The organism is Bacillus sp. J33 (assembly GCF_000518885.1).
Classification (GTDB): Bacteria; Bacillota; Bacilli; order Bacillales; family Cytobacillaceae; genus Cytobacillus.
The window spans coordinates 30,380-52,498 of sequence record NZ_JAEL01000033.1 but is presented as its reverse complement, the minus strand read 5'-3'; the positions used below and the strand labels follow the sequence as shown (position 1 = coordinate 52,498).

Genomic DNA, 22,119 nt, shown 5'->3' with positions numbered 1-22,119 from the left:
GAGCCTCCTCGGCTTCGCCTGCGGGGTCTCCCACTTCCCTCACTTCCCGCAGGACATTGAATAAGCTTCCCTGACCTGGCACCGCACGAAGGAAATGCGGTAGCATTTTCAAGGATCAAGTGCCCTCCGCTACAATCAACTCGGTAGGTTAAATTAAGTTTGCAATTAAAAGCAACAAACTTTACGAAAACAGCCTAAAAAAAAGAGGAAAATGCTCTCATTGCATCTTCCTCTCAAGCTAATTAATGATATTCTTTTACCCTTTCCCCTGCCGCTGTCATCCACTCAAATTGACGGAGCTTCAGCTCAAACAGGGTAAGCGGATCGCGGTAGATTTCAGGATTCTTGCGCATCTCACTTAAGGATTCTTTGTTTACTTCTATGTCTTCAAGTGTTTCTTCAACTGTTTTGTTCAGTACATCAAATGGATTTCGGAAGAACATCTTGATATCCCTTTCCAGTGACTTCTCGAACAATTCAAATTGCTGCATAAACTTATTTGTAATCAATTCAGCGACTTCGCTGTAATCTTCATTTTCAATGTACTGCTTGTATTTATTATAAAGCATTCCTTTATTCTGCGGGATAGCCCCCAGCAGCTTTCCTGCACTTTTCAGCAGGAATTGCGATGGCGAGAATCGGTTTAGGATATTGACTTTATCAAGCTCGACGCTTCCCCTTGTCATGCGGTCCGCATCCCTGCGCCAATCATCCAGAACCCTGAAATCGCAGTCCAATGCAATTTTCTCATCATCATATAAGTCATTAAAGCTCTCGCTCATCTCATCCAAATAAGTCTGGCTTTCCTTAAATTTGCCTTCACTTTCGGCAATCCAATCCTGAATAGAGACACGGAAGTCCGGCAGCACCGATTCTTCGATATATTCATGAATTCGCTTATTCATTTCATCATTCAGCACGTCATGAATTTTCCCAAAATCGCTGTCTTCTGTCACTAACTCAGAGGTGTTGCGCAGAAGCTCCGGAATCTTTTTCTCCAATTTCTGTCTCATTTCATCTTTGATTTTGCTGTATGACTTTTTAATTATTCGGATTTTCTCTTCTTCTACATCACTCAGCTGATTGATAGCACCATTAAGCTTAGAAACCATTTCCTCGTTCCATTTAATCGTATCAATTAAGCTGTTCTCCATTTCAACGCGCTTTTCAAGCAGGAATTTAATGGACTTCTTAATATAATACAGAACTTTGGCTGTCCGCTCCTCTTCCAGGTTCCGACCATCCATCAGTGATTTGATAAAGTCTGACAGATCATTAAGCTGGCTTTCACTCTCATAATAAGTGGAGAAAGCAAACACCTTTGCATTTGGAAAATACGTATTTATGCGTGACTCGGTTTCTTCGAATAGTTCCATTGCATCCTGGCCATTGGAAACCCGATCCATTTTGCTGAGAAGGAAATGGATTGGCAGTTCAGGAGCCTGTTCCCTCATTCTGACAACCATATCAAGCTCCTTATCCGTCAGCGGAGAATCGGCATTCAGGACAAAAAGCAGGTTGTCGGCAAAATGAAGGTATTGGAACGCTCCATTTCGGAACTTGCTTTGTCCAGCCAGTCCAGGAGTGTCAACAAGCGCTAATCTATTTTTCTTTAAATAGCTGAAGGGCATTTTACAGCGGATGAGTGTTTGCTGGCTCTTTTCAGCTCTTTGCCTAAAATCTTCAAGGTCAGAAATGCTTCTGGCCTCTTCATCTGTAACAGCATGGATTTCAGTATCATCAGCATCCTTAAAAAGCACAGAAGCTGAAGTGGCATCTCCCATTAGCTCTTCACCTATGAGTGTGTTCACAAAAGATGACTTTCCATTTGAAGCTGCACCCGCAACCAGCAAATGGCTGGAGTTTAAATCCAGCAGCTCGCGGACCATCCATTCAAAGCGTTCCCCCATGAGAATGCCTTTCTCCTTCGCCCATTTCATGACCGATTCAAAAAGCTTATAGCCCTCCTCAAGGCCATCCCGATAGCGGAGCGATTTGCCCACAAGGCTTTCTGCCTCACTGACAGCAGAAGCATCAATATTGGATGGGAAAATCTCACTCCAAGCCAAGACAGCTGCTGCAGAAACCAGCGAGTGTGAAGGCGTTGCAATTTTCACCCAATTGGTTAAGTGATTTGGTATTAAATGGGATAAGTCCCTAACCAGATGCTTGCCGTTGATCAATTCAAAATAAGTATCTTTATAGAGTTCGGATAGCAGCTGCCAAGTATGGGAGCGCCCTGGCTCCATGTTCAGCAGCAAATGGTTAATTTCCTTAAGCCATGAAAAATAAAGATCATTTTGTTTATAACTGTTCCAAAATGCTGTTGACAGTCTTTCAAAGCGGGCTTGATCCACTTTATACAGCGTTGCCAATGCCTCGCTGAAATAGTTTGGATCGATCTTGGCTGTTCGTCCCTGCTCCACATAGGAATGCAGAACCGCAAACCATGACTCTGATTCGGTACGGATTGCCTCATTAACAGCAAGTTCAACTGCATTGCCCCAATCGCTGTGCTCTTCAAAGAATTCTCGCGCCAGCTCGGTTACATCTGGATAATCCGGATTTAAGCTAACCGCTTTTTTAATAGATTCAACCGCCATTTCAAGCTTGCCGCGCTGTATGTACAAGGAAAACAGCTGCAGAAGCACTTCTGTTTTTAACACATCAGAGTCCGCTTCGATAGATTTATAATAATCCTCTGCATTTGAGAGCAAATCCAATTCAAAATAGGCATCCGCAATATTTTTCTGTGCCCACGGCCCCAGTTCATTCGTAATATTTTCCCACTTGAAGATAGCCGCTTCATAGTCTTTATTAAGGAAATAAACCTCTCCCTGTGCAAAGCGGATATACGTTAAATCAGGCACTTCGTTCTGCTGCTCAGCTACGTACATCTCGCCCAAAACCCTGATTGGATGCTCACTTTCATTCGATTCCATGAAGGTCTGATAATAAGATTTATTGATTAGCTGTTTCTCTAATGTCATCTTGATCCCCCGCAGTGCTTATTTGAAATGCGTAAGCGCCTTAAGTTACCCCTGAGTCATGCAAAAGGTATTCTTCCCTTCTGAAAGGGCTTGGTTTATAACTATAAAAGACAGGCGCTCCTCCTAAAAGCTAATCCTTTTAGTCGTGCGATGCTTACGCTGTCGATATTCTCCTTGTAGAGCTGGACAATAGCCAGGCCCCAGCTAGTTCATTTTTATAAAAAAAACGCATAATACGCCAATTTTCATTCTTTGTTCTTATATTTTAACAAAAATTTTTCTGCAAAAAATTTCATTTCCCTATCATTTTTGAAACATATTTGTATTTCTGTGTAACAATCTTAATAGTTCAAAAGATATCTTCTATATAAATACCACTAAGAAAAGCGCAAGGCGCCCGCCTATAAGGATCGCAGACTAAAATCGCCACGTCCTGTGGCAACGTCTGCATAACCCGCATCCTGCGGGCCTCAAACATAAGACAAGCCGGCTGAAAGGTTGTTCTTTAACCTTTTGGGCGGATTGTCCGAAAGGTGTAGGCGACTTGCCCAGGGACGACAAGCATAAGACGAGCCCTGTAAGAAGGTGTTCTTTCCTTCTGAAAGGGATTGGCTTATGACTCGAGTCCCTAGGAGCCGGAACTAGACAGGCTTAGACCCAAGAGCCGATGGCGCCTGGAGCTAGACAGTTATCGAAGTCTAAAGTTATACATTCTTATCTTTTTAAAAAAACTGGATGACAGAAATATATATTCCTGCCAGCCAGTTTTCATTCTTATTTTAAGAAGCATGCTGTGCCCGGATAGATTCCCTCCTTCTTCCATAGAAGAAGGTAACAATCATGCCCAGGATGAGAAAACCACTTGAGATTTGAAAAAGCGCTGCCGTCTCCACAAACTGCGCCAGCACGCCAAACACAAGTCCGCTCAACCCGATTCCAAGGTCGATGGAAGAGAAGAACATGCCATTCGCAACCCCGCGCCGGTGAGGTGGTGTCATGGATAGTGTCCAGGACTGGAGTGTTGGAATCAATGAACCAAAGCCCACCCCAAACAGAATGCCGCTCAATATGATAAACAAATTAGAATGGGCGAAGGATAACACCCACATGCCAATGAAAGTCAAAAACGTACAAAGAAGCACAAGCCCTTTTGGCCCCCGCTGATCAAACCACTTGCCCGCAATTGGCCTGGACAGCGATGCCATAATGGCATTAAATAAGTAAAATAAGAAGATTTGATCTATGCCTCGCTCTTCTCCAAAAATAACGATGAAAGTAACAATCGATCCATAGCCAAATGTGACGATGATTGTAATAAAGGCCGGAAACCAGCTTGATTTTTCAATTAAGGATCCCAAGTATGAAAAACTAAGATCTTCTTTCCGTGTCTTCTGCACCGCCTCAGGTGTCTGATAATGAACGATAGACAGGAGCAAGATCGCAATGATTCCCAGAGCACTCGAAATATAGATGAGATTTGTAAAAGATGTAACCTGATACAAGAAGATTCCCAAACTCGGCGCAATAATCATCCCAATCGTTACGGACAGGCCAAAATAGCCCATTCCCTCTCCAAGACGGGAATTGGGAACCACATCTACCGCCGCTGTACCGTTAACCGTGGTCGACCAGCCCCATGCCAGCCCGTGGATAAAACGGAATAAAAGGAAAATCACAACCACACTTGAAAGAGGATATACAATGGTGATTGCCAGCAGCGCAATAGCCCCGATCAGCACCAGGGGCTTCCTTGCCTTATACTCAAGTAAAAATCCGATAAACGGGCGGCTCAAAACTGCGCCAATCGAGAACAGAGCTGTCACCAGGCCAATTTCAAGACCGGAAGCCCCAATCGACTTAATATATGGAGGCAAAGTAGGAATCAGCATCTGAAACGACATGAACACGAACAAATTCCCGACCATCAGCATAATAAAAGACTTCGTCCACAAAATCTCCTTAACCGTCTTATTCAAATAATATCCCTTCTTTCCTTTGTTCAAAAAAGAACTGACCGATTATTTCGTGTCACTAAATGCTAACACATCTGACCTGAAAAAGGAACGGGAATTTGTCACTGTCGGGCGGTTCTTTAATATCTTAACTGTTTGATAGATATATTGGCAGTTTCAATTGTTTTATAATGAATTTCGTTGATAAAATTAGGATAATCCCTATTTTTTGGCAATACAAGTGGCTGCTACGCTGGAAAAACACTGGAATTTTCCTATTCATACGAAGATTTTGGCTCAGAAAACATAAAAATTTGATCTTACTCATAAATAAAATTCATACAAAGTCCATGCCGCTCCATGAAAGACTTTCTCTCCAGCACTCTGCTTATCTGGGTCTCATTTCTATTATTTTGGTAATCTTACTTCAGTCTGCCGGCATTTATTTCACAGCAAGCTTCCTCGCAGCCGGGACTGGATGCATCTGCTATAAAAAAAGAGAAAAAGGATGAAATGAATATTGGAAAAAACGCTGTACCTTCTAATCGTTGCACCTGTGGCTATCTTTAGCATATATACTGAAGACAGTCCCTTTAAAACAGCCATTCACTTGCTTGCCCTTACCCTCGCACTCGCCGTCAAACTTATCTTTTACAAAAAGCAAAAGGGAGCTGAATAAGCTCCCTCCCCATTATCCCTGCAAACTAGTCGTTTCCAATGCCCTTTGCAAAAATTGCAATGTCCTTTCAATAATAAGCTCCTGATCGTGATCAAGCGTTGCAACATGATAGCTATTCTCCATCGTTACCAATTCTTTGGCACCTGACTTGATGCTATTATAAATATCAGAAGAATTGGATGGCGGGACTACATGATCCTCTTTTGATACAAAAATGAGTGCCGGACAAGTAATTTTCCCCAGATCTGCTTTGACCTTTTTCATCAGTTCTGTAATTTCTCCAAGTGATCTTACCGGTGTTTTTTCATAGGCCAGTTCTTTTACATCCGGATTTTTAATATCCGAACCGATTGCATCAAGGAACCTGACATCCTCCAGGTTTGCTGCTGCGGCCATATCCGGAATATCAATAGCAGCATTAATCGGGATAATCCCCTTAATTTCGGGATATTTTTCAGCCATATACAATGTCAGGGTCCCGCCCATTGATAAGCCTGTTACGAAAATCGTGCTGCAGCGCTCCTTCAGCCATTGGTATCCTTCTTCCACAGAATCAATCCAGTCCTGATAAGTGGTTGTTTCCATTTCTTCATAATGGGTGCCATGCCCTTTCAGCCTTGGCCCGCAAACCGTATATCCTTCCTTTGCATAAGCCTCTCCAAGCGGGCGCATACTCTGGGTGGAACCTGTAAATCCATGCGATACCAAAATCCCAATCTCATTTCCTTCAAAATAAAAAGGCTCGGCCCCTTCTAAAACCGGATAGTTTTCCGCCATGCTCCTTCCTCCATTCAATAGAGTTATTTCCTATTTATATAAATTCTGTTCTCAGGAGATATCCCCTTCATTTTTGAAAGAATTTAACATTTTTGTAAAAATTGCCGGCTTGCTGTCAGAAAACCTTTTTTTCCGGGACTGTCTTGTTTATAATAGAAAGAATGAATAAGGCTTTGCTCTGTTTTAACCGACAGTACAAGCTGAAATGAACTTGCTGGATAAAAGTTTAACTAACCCACAGGGGAAAACTGCTAATAAAGGAAGTTTCGCTTTATTTTCCTTCCCAATATTATTAAAATAAGGACTAACTACATATACAGAAAGGCTGATACCGGTTTGGAACAAAATTCAAATTTTATTCGAACGATTATTAAAGAGGATCTGGAGTCGGGAAAGCATAAAGAAATTATCACCCGTTTTCCGCCTGAGCCGAACGGCTACCTTCATATCGGACATGCCAAATCGATTGTCATCAACTTCGGCCTGGCAGATGATTTTAACGGCAAAACAAACCTCCGTTTTGATGACACCAATCCGTTGAAAGAAGACCAGGAATATGTTGACGCAATTAAAGAAGATGTGAAATGGCTCGGCTACGAGTGGGATGAGCTTCGCTATGCTTCCAACTACTTCAAGGAAATGTATAGCCGTGCTGTTCTTTTAATCAAAAAAGGAAAAGCCTATGTGGATGACTTGAGCCAGGAGGAAATCCGCCAATACCGCGGAACGCTTACAGAGCCTGGAAAGGAAAGCCCATACCGCAATCGTTCAGTGGAAGAGAACCTAGATTTATTTGAACGTATGCGGGGAGGCGAATTCGAAAACGGCGAGAAGGTTCTTAGAGCGAAGATTGATATGACTTCTCCAAACCTGAACATGCGCGACCCAGTAATCTACCGCGTGTCGCATGCGACACACCATAATACAGGGGATACTTGGTGCATTTATCCGATGTACGCTTTTGCCCATCCGATTGAGGATGCAATCGAAGGTGTAACCCACTCCTTATGTACAACAGAGTTTGAAGATCAGCGCCCTTTATACAACTGGGTAGTTGCTGAGTGCGAAATGGAAAGCACACCGCAGCAAATCGAGTTTGGCCGCTTAAACATTTCAAATACGGTTATGAGCAAAAGAAAGCTAAAGCAGCTTGTCGATGAGAGCTACGTTGATGGATGGGATGACCCGCGCATGCCGACCATTTCCGGCTTAAGACGAAAAGGCTACACACCTGAAGCCATCCGTGAGTTTGTAAAAGAAACAGGTGTTTCAAAAGGATCAGGCGTTGTGGATGAAGCCATGCTTGAACACTTTGTCCGCGAAGACCTGAAGCTGAAGGCGCCTCGCACAATGGGTGTGCTTCGCCCGTTAAAGGTCGTCATCACAAACTATCCTGAAGATCAGACAGAAATGCTTGATGCAGAAATCAATCCGGAAAACCCGGAAATGGGCACACGCCAAATTCCATTCTCAAGAGAGATTTATGTGGAACAGGACGACTTTATGGAAGATCCGCCGAAGAAGTACTTCCGCCTCTTCCCTGGCAACGAAGTCCGCTTAAAGCATGCTTACTTCATCAAGTGCAATGATGTGATTAAGGATGAAAACGGCAATGTAGTTGAGCTTCATTGTACGTATGATCCTGAAACAAAGAGCGGAACGGGTTTTACCGGCCGAAAAGTCAAAGGAACGCTTCACTGGGTAGATGCCAAGAGCGCCATTCCTGCTGAATTCCGATTATACGAGCCATTAATCCTTGATGAAGATGCAGATAAAAATGCTGAAGCTGATACGGATGATACAGCAGAAAATGAAGCAGAGGGAAAGACATTCCTTGATTATGTGAACCCGAACTCGCTTGAAATCGTCCAAGGCTTCATTGAGCCAAACATGAAGGACGTTAAGCCGCAGGATAAATTCCAGTTCTTCCGCCATGGCTATTTTAATGTCGATCCAAAGCACACAACACCGGAAAAGCCAGTGTTCAACCGGATTGTATCGCTGAAGAGCTCATTCAAATTGAAGTAATTAGAAAAGCTTGAGGAAACGGATCCTCAGGCTTTTTTAATTGAAAAAGGAGATTTTCCGAAACGGATACATTGATTGCAAACTGCACCTGCTATTATCTGTTCAATTACTGGATGGACAGACTCGAGTGCCTTTGTATTCCCAATCGCCTTATCCATTTCAGAAAATTCCGATCCAGGATTCTTTTAACTCCATTTTACGTGCTTCAGGATATCCATATCCTTACACCTCTCTCCTCTTCCATTTTTTATACGGTTTAAACTGCTTTTAGTTCAGACCTTTCCACCTAGCCTACCTTCACGGGTAAAAATATGGTATGGTTTAAAAGTAAGCATTTACATAAGGAGGAAATACATAATGTCAAATCAGCATGAACCAAATACATTACCGCCAAAAACATGTTCCGTTGACCGTATGGTTACGGTTAAAGAGGACGTTGAAAAAGTTCTAGCAGGAAAGAAAACAGCTACACGCCGCAACGGCAGATATGCCGATATCGGAGAAATTATGACGCTTGAAGGCCAGGATTTTGTCGTTGAAAAAGTATACTCCCAATCCCTTGGAGAGTTAACGGACGAGCATGCCCGCCAGGAAGGCTATGAAAGCTTGGAGGACTACAAGCAATCCATCCTTTCTATGCACCCAGGTATGCCTTGGCTTCCGCAAATGCGTGTATGGGTTCACGAATTCAGCCCTGCGAAGAAGTAATCTGCTGGGATGGAAATTTTGTACCGTGTGCTGCTGTACATCCATGTCAGCAGCGCTATTCTATCTGTTGGCCCGTTCTTTGTCCTGATTCCGATCGTCAATAGACTGGAATCAGCCCAGCCCGGAGTTCAGCAGGCATATATAGGCATCTTCAGGACATCCGTCCGCCTCGTCAAGCACGCAGGACACCTGCTTGTCGGCTCGGGTGTCCTTCTTATCGTGAACAGCCACTGGGCGTGGACGACATCCTGGATCGTCGCAACCCTGATGGTGATGGGAGCATCTGTCTTTTTTCTGGCACGGGCCTTTACGCCTGTTCTCAAAAAATTTGAAGAGCCCGGAGCGGACCAGCACTTCCTGGTAAAAAAACTTACCCGCTCTGTCTGGATTTATCTTTTTCTATTAATGCTCATGCTCTGGTTTATGGTGGCTAAGCCTGTGCTCTGGTAGGAGTCTTTGAAACAAGCGCAATCATTCTGCGCTTGTTTTTTATTAGTATTTAAGATGCTAGCTGGGCCGGGCGCAAATTACCTCCGCAGAAAACCAGAATTCTGCGTCCTGCGGCAAGTCCCTACCCGATTTTGCGGATATATTGAAAATTTCGCGGATAAAATGAAGTTTTTCACGGTTAAGTGTTCTTCACCGTTTTAAGCACACTAAAAATAGCATAAAGAGCTTGAATTCTCTTATTCAAGCTCTCCTCAAAAACTATTTCTTCAAAAATCTCTCCGGGAAATCCGTCATGATTACTTCAACCCCAGCTTTAGCCAGGAATTCACTGCGAGTTTCGTCATTTACAGTGTAAACCCGGAGCGGGAAACCAGCTTTCTGTGCCTCCCTGCCAAATTCTGAAAGCGCAAAAACTTCTTCACAATGAATGCTGTTCGCTCCAATTCGTTTTGCAGTCTCCAATACATCTTCAGGCATACCCGCAATCAGGTAACCAGTTTGCAAGGCAGGATGCAGCTCCCGCACTCTCCCTATGCTCTCCGCATTAAAAGAGGATAGGATGATCCTTTTCTCGAGTCCATAGTGTTCAAGCAATTCAACCACCTTTTCCTCCATACCCGGATATTCAATCAAGTCATTTTTCAACTCAACATTAATTAGCAGTTCATTACCGGCCTTGGAAGCCCATTGAAAAACTGCCTCAAGTTCCGGGATGGTTTCACCGGCGCCGGCAGCATCAAACCAGCTTCCCGCATCAAGCTTTGCCAATTCATCATAAGTCATGTCCTTTACATATCCGCTGCCATCGGTAGTCCGGTCAACAGTTTCATCATGAATAATGACCAGCTTACCGTCCTTTGCCATTTGTACATCCAGTTCAATTCCATCTGCACCCGCTTCCAATGCTGCCTGGAAAGCCGCCATTGTATTTTCAGGGTACAGCCCGCTTACACCCCGGTGCGCAAAAACCTTTGCTGCTTTTTTCAAATCAGTTCCTCCTCTTCCAGCACCAAAATCCTATTACCCATTATTATTCTATACCGTAATTGTAAATCCATTTTTTCTGATAGAGAAAGGCTCTTTTCTCATAAATTGTTGTTTTACTTATGAATACTGCCCGTTGATTTCCGCTACAGGCACTCAAACTTTCCCCGGGGAGGAATGGGAGCCTCCCCCGGCTTCGCCTGTGGGGTCTCCCCACTCCACTACCCTCTCTTCTGAGCAGGAGTCAAGTACCCTCCGCTACAAATCACCTCAGTTGGTTAAACTAAGTTAGCCACCCGAAAAACAGCCTAGAGAAAAGACCCTCAAGTTTCACTTCAGCAGCAATTGCCTTATAATGAAAACTATGAAACTTCTACCCTCTTAGGACGTATACACTATAACAATACATAGGTGCTATTGATAAAGGAGTGAAAATTTTGGGAGTTCGATTAAGCAAGGGACAAAAAGTTGATTTAACCAAAACGAACCCGGGGCTGCAGGTTGTTGTGGCAGGATTGGGCTGGGATGTCAGCCAGAATCAGTCCCATTATGACCTTGATGCATCAGCCTTTTTAACAGATGCTTCGGGGAAAGTGCAAAGTGACAGCGATTTTGTTTTCTATAACAATCCTTCAGGCGGAAATGGATCCATTCTGTACAGCAGCGATAACCGAACAGGTGCTGGAGCCGGGGATGATGAACAGATTCGGATAGAATTGAACAAAGTGCCGCAGCATATCCACCGCATTGCTTTTACCATTACCATTCATGATGCCCAAGCGAAAGGACAGAACTTCGGACAAGTTTCGAATGCTTATGTAAGGGTCTTCAATGCGATGACAAACGAAGAGCTTTTGCGTTTCGATCTTGGCCGTAATTTTACGGTTGAAACAGCCATTGTTGCTGCCGAGCTATATCGCCATAATGGGGAATGGAAGTTCAATGCCATTGCGAGCGGCTTTCAGGGCGGATTAGCGGCTCTTTGCCGCAATTTTGGCGTTTCAGTTGACGATGAGCCTGCGCCTGGCCCTCAGCACTCATTCAGCCAAAATCAGCATCAGCAGCCAAGCAGTTTTGGACAGCTGTCTCAAGGGTATGCGCCGAGCCAGCCAAGCCCTTCTTACAATCAGCCGGCACAGACAGCATTCAGCCAGCCTGCCTATAGCCAGCCATCTTACAGCCAAACAGCCTATAATAGTCCTCCCTCCCAGCCGTCATCATTCGGCAGCCAAGGCGGATATGGGCAGCCAGTACAGGCCCAAAGTTATACGGACGGAAATATTGCCTGTACCCGATGCGGTTCAACCAATATCCGCACAGGACAAAAAGGCTTTGGCCTTGGAAAAGCGGCAATCGGCGGACTTATTCTCGGTCCTGTAGGCCTTCTTGGCGGCTTTATAGGAAAAAATCAGCTTAAGCTTACCTGCAATGCCTGCGGAAACTCCTGGTCCCCAAATCAGACTGACTATGTCCAATGGGCTAATGACCAAAAGCGCCGGGCTCAGGAATTGTTCACACGCTTTAAGAGCCAGGATGTTCTGGACGCCGTAGTGGCTTCTTGCGCACTTGTCGGGATGGCCGATGGCAGGCTTGATCCGTCTGAACGCCAAAAAATGATTGAATTTGTTAACAGCAGCCAGGAATTAAAAGTATTTGATACCCAAAAAGTCATCCAGCAATTCAATATGTTTGTGCAACGTATTGAGACAGACCCGATTATCGGACGGGCAGAAGCCTTCAAGGCAGTCGGAAGGGTTCGGAACAAGCCTGAAATTGCCCGCCTTGTGGCCCGTTATTGTATCGCCATTGGCTATGCTGACGGAAACTTTGACCAAAATGAAAAACAAGCCGTTACAGAAATCTGCATGGAACTTGGCTTAAATCCGCACGAATTCCTATCTTAATTCTAAACCAGCGCTCTGCCGGATATCGGCAGAGCTTTTTTTGCAATTATTACCTCTCCCGCCTGGATATGCCGCATACAAACTTTTTATGCGGGTATACTCAAAAAGATAAGCCAGCACCTTTTGGACCCTGCTGCAAATTCAGGAAATGGAATCTATACGAAAAGCCTTTTAAAGGAGGTAATTTTCTTGAAGGAAAGTTCATCGACCGAACGCTATATGCCTATGACTTCCTCGACGAGCGGGATGATTGTGAATGAAGCTGAAGGTGTATATTGCCTGACAGTGCAGATTGTAAACCTTTGTTTTGTACGTGTTTCAGAAGAATCCGGAGATTGGGTGCTGGTTGATGCCGGCATGCCTAAGTCTGCAGACAAAATCATAGATGCTGCAGAGGAGCTCTTCGGTGAAAATGCAAAGCCGAGAGCAATTATTTTAACGCATGGCCATTTTGACCATGTCGGCGCGATCATTGACTTGGTCGAACGCTGGCAGGTTCCGGTTTATGCCCACCCGCTGGAGCTTCCATTTTTAACAGGACAGCAGGATTACCCCGAGCCGGATGCCAGCGTAGAAGGCGGATTGGTTGCCAAAATATCCCCGGCCTTCCCGCATGAAGGCATTGACCTTGGAGCCCATGTTCAATCCCTGCCAGAGGACGATAGTGTTCCGTATATGGAAGGCTGGAAATGGATTCATACCCCGGGCCATACACCCGGACATGTTTCACTGTTCAGAGAGGCCGATCGCGTGCTGATTGCAGGCGATGCTTTTGTTACTGTTAAGCAGGAATCCTTATACAGCGTATTGACACAGGAGCAGGAAATCAGCGGTCCGCCGCGCTATCTAACAACCGATTGGGAAGCAGCCCGCACCTCTGTTCAGAAGCTTGAAGCGCTGCAGCCAACTGTTGCCATTGCAGGCCATGGCGTCCCTATGGCAGCTGGTGTCCTAAGAGAAAATCTCGCCAGACTGGTTAATGAATTTGACGAAATAGCCATTCCTGATCACGGAAAATATGTCGACGGCGACCGCTAGAAGGAACAAGGTTCACTCTAAGAGTGGGCCTTGTTTTTTTCTCATGTTTAAAACCATTTGAAAAAGGAAGAGTATTAAAAAGATATTTTAATAGCTCAGGAGGTTAGCGTATGTACCTTGAAAATTTCAAAAATCAAAAGATCCAAATTAAGTTTAAAAACTTTCCAAATGACCTGGTCGGTTCCATTACAGGGATTTACCAGCCCGATGAATGGTATCTTGTAAAGCTGATCAAAACCGAAAACATGGGGATCTGGGTTGAAAATCCATGCTTTAAACGCACAAAAATCCAGGAAGAGGACGGCACAGATATCCCTGAGGAAGAGCAAAAAGAGGAAGATTGCATTACTCATTTCCTCATCCGCTGGGACTATATCAGCTCTGTTATCACTTTTCCGGATGAAAAAACGCTGGGTGTTGACAAAAAGGCTAAATTAATAGGTTTCCAGCCTTAAATGTACAAGTCTGCTAACGTAATATAAAAAAGGAAGGCTCTTTCACGCCTTCCTTTTTTTAGGATAAAATCGCCAGCAGCAGAGGGATTGTTACTATGCTCAATAGTGTAGTAACTAGTGTACTATATGATACAAGATCGGGCTCTGTATTAAACTGCAGTGAAAACATCGTAGTATTAGCGGCCGTGGGCATGGCTGCAAGTATGATTAGAATCTTGGCCAGCACCCCATCGATGGGCAGCAGCATGACCAGTCCGACAGCAATGGCAGGAGCAATTAGCATCTTCATCACAACAATACTATATAAATTGGCCCGCTTAACCTCTTTTCTCCTGATAGTTGCCAACTGCATACCAAGAACGATCATAATAGTTGGAATTGTCGCATCCGCGATCAAATTAACCGGCTGCATCAGAAAGCCTGGAACAGGAACAAATGCCAATTGAAACAGGATCCCTGCCATCGCTCCATAAATAATCGGCATCTTTGCGATGGATAAAAGGGATTCCTTGAGGTTAAATTCATCACTGCTTCCCTTGGCTGCATAATAAATTCCTACCGTATTCATTAAAAAGGATTGAATAACCATCATGATAATAGCGTAGTCAAAACCGGCAGTTCCAAATGCAAATAAGATAATTGGGGTTCCATAATTGCCGCTATTCATAAAAACGGCGGATAAAATCATGGCGGACAGTTTCTTCCTGCTGGCCTTCATTACTCTTGCTGCAGCTTTAACAACCAGTATCATTGTCAGACAGAGGAGCAAGCAAAATATTAAAATATAAAAATACTCTACTGTCAGTTGATTTTCATAAAAGGTCCGGAATGCAAGGAATGGATACATTAAATAAAGGGCCGTAGAAGAAACCGACTTCCGTTCAAATCCAATGATCTTTTGCCCGATATATCCGACCACTATGATTAAGAAAGCTGGGATGACAGCCAAAGCAAATTCCATATGGTTCACCAACATTTCATTCTTCTTTTAAAAGCAGAAAGCATTGGGCTCCCCCAATGCTCTACCATATTATACATTATTTTATAAAAATAAAGGAATCAGCAAACCGGACAGCAGCAATATTAATGCGCCTCCAAGACGGGAGGATATTTGCGCGAAAGGCATTAATTCCATTCTCTTTGATGCAGAAAGAACTGCAACATCCCCTGTTCCGCCCATATTTGCCATACAAAGGCCTGCTGTGATCGCTGCCTCAATTGGATAAAATCCTACTAATTTACCCAATAACCCGGCACCTAAAATCGCACCCAAGACCACCGCAAAAACAGTTAGGATATACTGAAGGGACAATGCCTGCAGTACTGTATTCAAGTCAGTATATGCTACTCCGATTCCGAACAGCAGAGCGAACGTCCAGTTGCTTGCCACAAATTGATACCATTGGCTGGCACCGTCTACGACACTCTTTGGAATTAGGTTAGCAATTTTTGCAGCAGCAACCAATATGATCATAATGGCATATGGATGAAGCGGAAGAAAGTCTCCAAGCAGCGTTCCAAGGGCAAAAAAGGTTAATCCTGCTAATAAGCCTGCACCCATTTTCCCAATGTTATATTTGGATTCGGTTTTCTCATATTTGAAACCTTGAATTAATTGGCCGTTCCCTGTTAGAGATGGGAACTTTTTCCCTACTCTGTCCAGAATACTGGCAAATACAATAGCGAAAACATTGCCTAGTGCAAGAGCTGGAACAAGCATGGAAATGTAGTAGCTTGGCTCATTTCCAAGAAGTTCAGAGTATATTTGGCTCATCGGTACTGCGCCTGCACCCATGCCTCCGCCCATTATTGGCATTGCAATTACCAATACAGCATCCTGAAGGGTAAATCCAACCATAAGACCGACAATTCCTGTAATCACGACTGCACCTAAGACTGCGCCTGTAATTGGGAGAAAGTAGCGAACTCCCACTTTTACAAGGATCTTGGAATTCATGCCAAGTATACTTCCTGTAATTAAAGCAGCAATATAAAAATCAAGGAATCCGCCATCCTTCATAAAAACAGTAACGGATTCTGTAATGTTTTCCGGGAGGAGTCCGCTATATACCATGTAAGCGGAACCAAAAATAGCTACAATGGCTCCCCCGCCCAAAAACGTTTTTACGATTGGCAGCCTGTCGCCAATCCAGCCAAAAGCTTCCCCCAGCACAATCATCACAAGCAAGCTTCCAATCATCCCGCCTGGGAGGCTGCCTGTATACATGCTCATTAACGTAATAGCCGCGAATACTGAAAACCATACAACCGGTATATTGAAAATTTTATAATCTGACAAAGAGTTTACTCCAGCAGCCTTTGGCTCCTTTACGGAGCTGTGGCTTCCTGCTTTCCTTACTGCCTGTTCCATCGAATCATCCTCCTTTTTTTTAAAAAGCGGCAAAGGTTCAGCTTATGAAACTGAACTTTTGCCCTTCTTTTCTTGAACTGCCACTCCTGAAACTGCTTTAGCAACTGCGTGCGGCACTCTATAATCAAGCGCGTTAGGAATTATAAAACTTGCATTCAATTCTTTTTCTGTAATCACATCAGCTATGGCATGAGCTGCTGCAACCTTCATTTCTACAGTGATATCCTTTGCTTTTGAATCCAAAGCCCCTCTGAAAATCCCAGGGAAAGCAAGCAGGTTATTAACCTGATTTGGGTAATCGGACCTTCCCGTCCCTACAACAGCTGCCCCTGCCTCCAGTGCTTCTTCTGGATAAATTTCAGGAATCGGGTTGGCCATAGCAAAAATAATCGGGTCGCGATCCATTAATTTGATATAATCTGCTTTTAATGCTCCCGGCCCCGAAACACCAATGAATACGTCAGCACCTTTGATTGCATCTTTTAAGCTCCCTTTCACCCTTTTTAAGTTGGTTACTTCTGCCATGCTCTCCTGCATGGGATTCATCCACTTCTCGCCCTTGCAGACGATTCCTTCTAAGCTTACAAGAGTAATATTTTTATAGCCTGCATGCATAAGCAGTTTGGCTATCGCTATTCCCGCTGCTCCTGCCCCATTAATAACAATATCAACGGTACGGTGCTGTTTGTTTACAACTCGAAGAGCATTAATTAGTGCGGCCAGCACAACAATGGCTGTTCCGTGCTGATCATCATGAAAAACCGGAATATCAAGTTCCTCTTTAAGGCGGCTTTCAATCTCAAAACACCTTGGTGCAGAAATATCCTCCAAATTTACACCGCCAAATGTAGGAGCCAGCGCTTTAATAATTTTGACAATTTCATCCGTATCCTTCGTATCAAGGCAAAGAGGAACGGCGTCAATATCAGCGAACTTTTTAAACAAGATGCTCTTTCCTTCCATAACAGGCATAGCCGCTTTTGGTCCGATGTCTCCCAAACCAAGAACAGCGGTGCCATCTGTAATGACTGCCACCATGTTCCCTCTGGATGTCAATGAGTCAGCCTCTTTGGGGTTATCCGCAATTGCTTTGCATACATCCGCAACACCAGGTGTATACACCAAGCTTAAGTCGGATTCATTGCTGACATCCATCCTGCTAACTACTTCAATTTTACCTCCGTGTTTGCGATGAAGATTAATTGCTTCCTGCTTAAGGTTTTTTCCGATCATCTGAATAACTCCTATCTGGTAATCGCTTTCATTCTTTGTGCCTTCATCATAAAAAAAGTGATAGCCTTTTCATATGTTTTGAAACTATACAAATCTTTTTGTAATTAAAAAAAGCGGCATCGGCCGCTTCTTTTACTTTGAAATATACGCATCAAGCAAATAACTATTTGTTTCTTTAAAAGTATATTGGGAGACAGGTCTCCCAATTCCATAGGTTAATGATTCCTCCAGGACTCCGATTTCTGTCAAGAACCTTAGATATTTACGGATTGACACACGGGATATGTCGGTATTCTCAGCCAGCTCATCGGTTGTGAATGGGGCACTTCCCCATCCCCTAATCGTACTGATGACTCCCTGCAGCGTTGTTTTAGTCAGCCCCTTAGGCAGGAGCTGCTCTGATTCCCCTGGTGTTTTCTGGTCGTTTATTATGATTTTTTTGTCCAGCTCAACCTGGTTAATACTTTGCTTTAGTTTTAAAAAATGATATTTTTCTTTATAGCTCAGCAATGCCTGCTGAAACCTTTCAAACTCGAATGGTTTTATTAAGTAATCTGAAGCCCCGAGCCGGAGAGCAGTTTGAATTTTTTCAGTATCAGAAGCAGCGGTAATTACGATAACGTCAATTTCCATTCCCTTTTCCCTCACTCTTTTAAGGAGTTCGAGTCCATTCCTTCCAGGCATATAAACATCCAGCAAAATAAGATCCACCTTTTTTTCCTCCATAAACCGCAGCCCGTCTGCTACATTATGAACCGTTCCTGCATGGACAAATCCTTCCACTTCTGACAAGTAACGCTTGTTAAATTCCGCCACCATTGGGTCATCATCAACAATCAATACCTTAATCATCATCCTTCACCTCTGCTCTATAGGGCACCGCAGCCTGAAATACCATCTGCTCTCCATTAAAACAAACCTCTATTGTGCCGCCTAGCCTTTCAATACTTTGCTTCACTAGGTACAGCCCGTAGCCACGGCCTTCCCCCTTTGTAGAAAAACCTTTTTCAAAGACTTTATCCAGAATGTCGTCCGGAATACCGGGTCCTGAATCCGTTACTTTTATAAAAAGCTGCTGATGCAGATATTTTAAATGCAAGTGAATCGTTCTATCCTCATATTCACCAAGCGCTTCTGCCGCATTATCAATCAGGTTCCCAATAATGGTAATCAGCTCATGAGTCGTCTCATCAGTATCCGGTTCAGGAATAACCGTTTCGTTAATAATATTCAACTCTACATTCTCTTCCCTGGCATAGCTTAGTTTCCCCATTAGAAAACCTGCCAATGCCGGGTCCTTTATATTGCGTGTAATGATTCCTGCTTCCTGGTTCCGATGGTCAACCAATTTGCTGATAAACCCTGCCAGTTCATCATGATAGCCCATCCTGACCATCCCCAAAATCACATGCAATTTATTCATGAATTCATGGGACTGTGCACGCAAAGATTCTGCATACGTCCGAACTCCTGTCAGCTGCTCGGCAAGCCTGTTCACTTCTGTTTTATCCCTGAAAGTGGATATGGCTCCCACTACTTGGTCATTGACCAATAAAGGCACCCGGTTAACAAGTATGGATACTCCATTAATAGTTAATTCCTCGTCAAGCTCAGCCCGGCCCGTCTTAAGAACTCTATCCAGTTTACTTGAAGGCATATAGTCATAAATTTTCATGCCCACTGGATTGTCCGGAAGATTGGCATTCTCAAAGATTCTTAAGGCAGATTTATTAACCAATGTAATTTTGGAGTCATGATCAACCGCGATAATTCCTTCATGCACGGATTGAAGCATCGTGCTTCGTTCCACCAAAATCTTTGCAATTGCTGAAGGCTCCAGCCCCAGTAAAATGCGTTTTATATATTTTGCAAGTAAAATGGCGCCTGCCACTCCTGCCAGTATGCCCATTAAGGACCCCAATAGGATATTTTCATGGCTTTTTTCCAAAGCATCCTGTACATTTTCAAGAGAAATTCCGACAGCCACGGCTCCAATTTGTTCATTTTCGTTATTATATATTGGTGTGAAAGCTCTTAGTGATTCACCAAGGGTCCCTTTGGATGTCGATATGTGCTCTCTGCCTTGAAGAACCTCCTTTTCATCGCCTCCAACAAAGCTTTCCCCTATTAAATCTGGATTTGGATGCGATTTCCGAATGCCTTTCATATCCATCACGACAATAAACATCACGTCCGTTGCTTCCTGGATCTCCATTGCATATTCCTGAATTTCATCAGCAGCTTCCTCATTTTGAAGGCCTGCTTGTACAATAGGTGATTTTGCTACAGTTCTGGAGACAATTTTAGCTTTCTCCTCCTGACTGTCCCGAATATTTTTACTGACTGAGCTGCTTATCAGTAAATCAGTCATAATGAGCGAGACAAAAACCACCAGGCATACAAAAAATATAATAATCGTACTTAATTTAAACCGTTGTCTATCCACATTTCTCACCTCTGGCGCTTAGCAGCATCTGAGTTATAATTTTTTATTTTACATGAGTTGTCCCTTAAGGAGAAAAATTTTTTAATTAAGCGAGAAATGCCCGGATTTTTGCTATGATATATTTACCGACTTTTCTAAAAATAATAACGGAGGCTTAGTCATGTCAAAAAGAACTTGCATCGTTACTCACGACCTTGAACAGTCCCAGGTCAAGAAAATAAAAGTAATCATTCCCGATTGGGAGCTGATCACCGGAAAAAATTCCGAGAAATGGCTGAATCATGTAAAAGAAGCAGAGGTAATAGCCGGCTGGAAAAAGGAACTCAAGGATTACGTCCAGGAAGGCAACACAAACCTTCGCTGGTTCCAATCCTGGAGCGCTGGAGTCGACTCCCTCCCTCTTGAAAAAATGGAGTCACAGGGAATCCAAATCACAAGCGCAAATGGAGTCCATGCCAACCCGATCTCAGAAACCATTTTTGCCCTTATGCTTGCATTAACCCGTAAAATCCATACATATATAAAAAATCAGCAATCAAAAACATGGCACCATGCTGGAATGAAGCTTGAAATTCATCATAAAACCATTGGCATTATTGGCGTTGGCGCTATTGGCAAAGAAACTGCCAAGATTGCCAAAGCTTTTGGGATGAAGGTCTTAGGTGTCCGCCACTCAGGAAAACCGGAAGAGTATGTAGATGAAATGTACACCTCCAGCCAGCTGCAGCATGTGCTCCCGCAATGTGATTATGTAGCTGTTACTTTGCCGCTTACACAAGAAACACGGAATTTATTCAGTGCTGAACACTTCTCGCTCATGAAGGATTCTGCATTTTTCATCAATATCGGACGCGGTGAGGTTGTTGTGGAAAAAGACCTGATTGCCGCACTGCAAAATGGCCAAATTGCCGGTGCCGGTTTAGATGTTTTTGAAAACGAACCTCTAGAAGAGGACAGTCCGCTATGGGACCTTGAAAACGTGATTGTCACCCCGCATACAGCAGGTTCCACAGAGCATTATAATCAGCGTGTAATTGAAGATATCTTCATTCCGAACCTGAAAAGCTATGTGAACGGAGAAACCCCTGCCATTAATCTCGTGGATTTTAAAAAAGGTTATTAACAAAAAGAGCCTTGCAAAGCTGCAAGGCCTTTATTTTGGCTCTTCTCATAAAATGTTGTTTATATTGTCCGTTGTGTTCAGAAAACAGGACACTTGCTTTCCGCAGGAAGTGATGCGAGCCTCTTCGGCTTCGCATGTGGGGTCTCCACGTTCCTCTTTTCCAGCTGGGGTCAAGACCCTCCGCTACAATCAACAGGGCGTAAAATCAACAATAAGCTTTAACACAGCCTATTTTTTATAGGTTACAATATAAAACCCTTCTTCCTCCGACCATTCGGCACAGAAAATATCATTGAAATGGCTGTAGCCTTTTTCTTTCATTGATTCCTTTAACCAATCCGAATCCTTCCCAATCAATTCAAGGCCTGACTTGACAACTTCCCCTTCATCAATAAGCAGAACAGAAGGCTGAATGTCTTTGATGTCCATTCCCATCATTTCAGGAGTAACCGGTTCATCCTTTTTGAATTTCATAACGCTCAAGCTCCCGCTTGTTTCAAGAACGGCATATTTGACATCATTCATGCTGAAGATCCCCTTTTGTCTTAATAAGGTCCGAAGCTGTTCCATTTCAAGATGGTTTTTCTGCATTTCCTTTATATTCAGCTTTCCATCCTTCACAATAATCGACTCTTCCCCTTTAAGGATTTTCCTGAAAATGTTCTTCTTTTTCGCCAGTATTTCAATAATATAAATAAGGCCAGCCCAAAGAACAGCTGAATAGGCAACATGGAGGGGAGTCACTTTATTATCATAAATAGCTTCTTCCACCAATCCTCCCAGGACCACGGCATATACAAAGTCAAATGGCGTTACCTGCGATAATTCCTTTTTCCCGAGCAGACGCGTCACTGCTAATAATGAAACTAATCCTACAGCCATTTTTAATGTAATTGATGCATACATACATGTTGTCCTCCTCTCTTCTATAGCCTCACTATTTCCCTCTTTTCTTACAGCTTAAGCACTTTTAAGTCTGCC

18 protein-coding genes are annotated in these 22,119 nt (G+C 43.6%); 8 read left to right on the top strand and 10 right to left on the bottom strand.

Features of this window, described 5'->3' with window-relative positions:
- Positions 1-242: 242 nt before the first annotated feature.
- Both L634_RS0112000 and L634_RS0111995 read right to left on the bottom strand, forming a co-directional pair.
- Positions 243-2,990, bottom strand: coding sequence for a dynamin family protein (locus tag L634_RS0112000; RefSeq protein WP_026582661.1), 2,748 nt, complete (start codon positions 2,988-2,990; stop codon positions 243-245).
- 779 nt (positions 2,991-3,769) lie between these two features.
- Positions 3,770-4,921: an MFS transporter gene (locus L634_RS0111995; RefSeq protein ID WP_051428316.1), complete on the bottom strand. Its 1,152-nt coding sequence runs from the start codon at positions 4,919-4,921 to the stop codon at positions 3,770-3,772.
- Positions 4,922-5,462: 541 nt separating this feature from the next.
- Between L634_RS0111995 and L634_RS33385 the strand changes: the two genes are divergently transcribed.
- Positions 5,463-5,621, top strand: coding sequence for a hypothetical protein (locus tag L634_RS33385; RefSeq protein ID WP_157452392.1), 159 nt, complete (start codon positions 5,463-5,465; stop codon positions 5,619-5,621).
- 12 nt (positions 5,622-5,633) lie between these two features.
- Here the strand turns inward: L634_RS33385 and L634_RS0111980 are convergent, their stop codons facing one another.
- Positions 5,634-6,398: an alpha/beta hydrolase gene (locus tag L634_RS0111980; protein WP_034262583.1), complete on the bottom strand. Its 765-nt coding sequence runs from the start codon at positions 6,396-6,398 to the stop codon at positions 5,634-5,636.
- Between the two features lie 336 nt (positions 6,399-6,734).
- Between L634_RS0111980 and L634_RS0111970 the strand changes: the two genes are divergently transcribed.
- The 3 genes from L634_RS0111970 to L634_RS0111960 all read left to right on the top strand — a co-directional run bounded on the left by L634_RS0111970 (position 6,735) and on the right by L634_RS0111960 (position 9,584).
- Positions 6,735-8,426, top strand: a complete 1,692-nt coding sequence (locus tag L634_RS0111970) for a glutamine--tRNA ligase/YqeY domain fusion protein (RefSeq protein ID WP_026582657.1) — start codon at positions 6,735-6,737, stop codon at positions 8,424-8,426.
- 357 nt (positions 8,427-8,783) lie between these two features.
- Complete coding sequence (locus L634_RS0111965; RefSeq protein WP_026582656.1) at positions 8,784-9,134, top strand: ASCH domain-containing protein; 351 nt, start codon at positions 8,784-8,786, stop codon at positions 9,132-9,134.
- A gap of 9 nt (positions 9,135-9,143) precedes the next feature.
- Positions 9,144-9,584, top strand: a complete 441-nt coding sequence (locus L634_RS0111960) for a hypothetical protein (RefSeq protein ID WP_034262580.1) — start codon at positions 9,144-9,146, stop codon at positions 9,582-9,584.
- A 258-nt stretch (positions 9,585-9,842) separates the two neighbouring features.
- On the opposite strand, the gene L634_RS0111955 is transcribed toward L634_RS0111960, so the two are convergent.
- Positions 9,843-10,571 carry a glycerophosphodiester phosphodiesterase gene (locus L634_RS0111955; RefSeq protein ID WP_026582654.1) on the bottom strand — a complete coding sequence of 243 codons (729 nt, stop codon included), beginning with the start codon at positions 10,569-10,571 and terminating at the stop codon, positions 9,843-9,845.
- Between the two features lie 434 nt (positions 10,572-11,005).
- On the opposite strand from L634_RS0111955, the gene L634_RS34650 reads away from it, so the two are divergent.
- The 3 genes from L634_RS34650 to L634_RS0111935 all read left to right on the top strand — a co-directional run bounded on the left by L634_RS34650 (position 11,006) and on the right by L634_RS0111935 (position 13,965).
- The gene (locus tag L634_RS34650) at positions 11,006-12,472 is read left to right on the top strand and encodes a TerD family protein (protein WP_026582653.1); all 1,467 of its coding nucleotides are present in this window, start codon (positions 11,006-11,008) and stop codon (positions 12,470-12,472) included.
- Positions 12,473-12,691: 219 nt separating this feature from the next.
- A complete protein-coding gene (locus L634_RS0111940) occupies positions 12,692-13,510 on the top strand; it encodes an MBL fold metallo-hydrolase (protein WP_198029756.1) in 819 nt (272 codons plus the stop codon).
- 110 nt (positions 13,511-13,620) lie between these two features.
- Positions 13,621-13,965, top strand: coding sequence for a hypothetical protein (locus L634_RS0111935; RefSeq protein ID WP_026582651.1), 345 nt, complete (start codon positions 13,621-13,623; stop codon positions 13,963-13,965).
- A 58-nt stretch (positions 13,966-14,023) separates the two neighbouring features.
- Here the strand turns inward: L634_RS0111935 and L634_RS0111930 are convergent, their stop codons facing one another.
- The 5 genes from L634_RS0111930 to dcuS form a co-directional block, all read right to left on the bottom strand.
- Entirely contained in the window at positions 14,024-14,941 is a 918-nt protein-coding gene (locus tag L634_RS0111930; protein WP_232233759.1) for an AEC family transporter, read from the bottom strand.
- Positions 14,942-15,007: 66 nt separating this feature from the next.
- Complete coding sequence (locus tag L634_RS0111925; protein ID WP_026582649.1) at positions 15,008-16,336, bottom strand: 2-hydroxycarboxylate transporter family protein; 1,329 nt, start codon at positions 16,334-16,336, stop codon at positions 15,008-15,010.
- 42 nt (positions 16,337-16,378) lie between these two features.
- Entirely contained in the window at positions 16,379-17,569 is a 1,191-nt protein-coding gene (locus L634_RS0111920) for an NAD(P)-dependent malic enzyme (protein ID WP_026582648.1), read from the bottom strand.
- 132 nt (positions 17,570-17,701) lie between these two features.
- Entirely contained in the window at positions 17,702-18,421 is a 720-nt protein-coding gene (locus L634_RS0111915) for a response regulator (RefSeq protein WP_026582647.1), read from the bottom strand.
- Positions 18,414-20,015 carry a DcuS/MalK family sensor histidine kinase gene (dcuS, locus tag L634_RS0111910; RefSeq protein ID WP_026582646.1) on the bottom strand — a complete coding sequence of 534 codons (1,602 nt, stop codon included), beginning with the start codon at positions 20,013-20,015 and terminating at the stop codon, positions 18,414-18,416. The genes L634_RS0111915 and dcuS overlap by 8 nt, the downstream gene beginning before the upstream one ends.
- A 160-nt stretch (positions 20,016-20,175) precedes the next feature.
- On the opposite strand from dcuS, the gene L634_RS0111905 reads away from it, so the two are divergent.
- Entirely contained in the window at positions 20,176-21,138 is a 963-nt protein-coding gene (locus tag L634_RS0111905; protein WP_026582645.1) for a D-2-hydroxyacid dehydrogenase, read from the top strand.
- Between the two features lie 228 nt (positions 21,139-21,366).
- Here the strand turns inward: L634_RS0111905 and L634_RS0111895 are convergent, their stop codons facing one another.
- Positions 21,367-22,044, bottom strand: coding sequence for a DUF421 domain-containing protein (locus L634_RS0111895; RefSeq protein WP_026582644.1), 678 nt, complete (start codon positions 22,042-22,044; stop codon positions 21,367-21,369).
- Positions 22,045-22,119 lie beyond the last annotated feature (75 nt).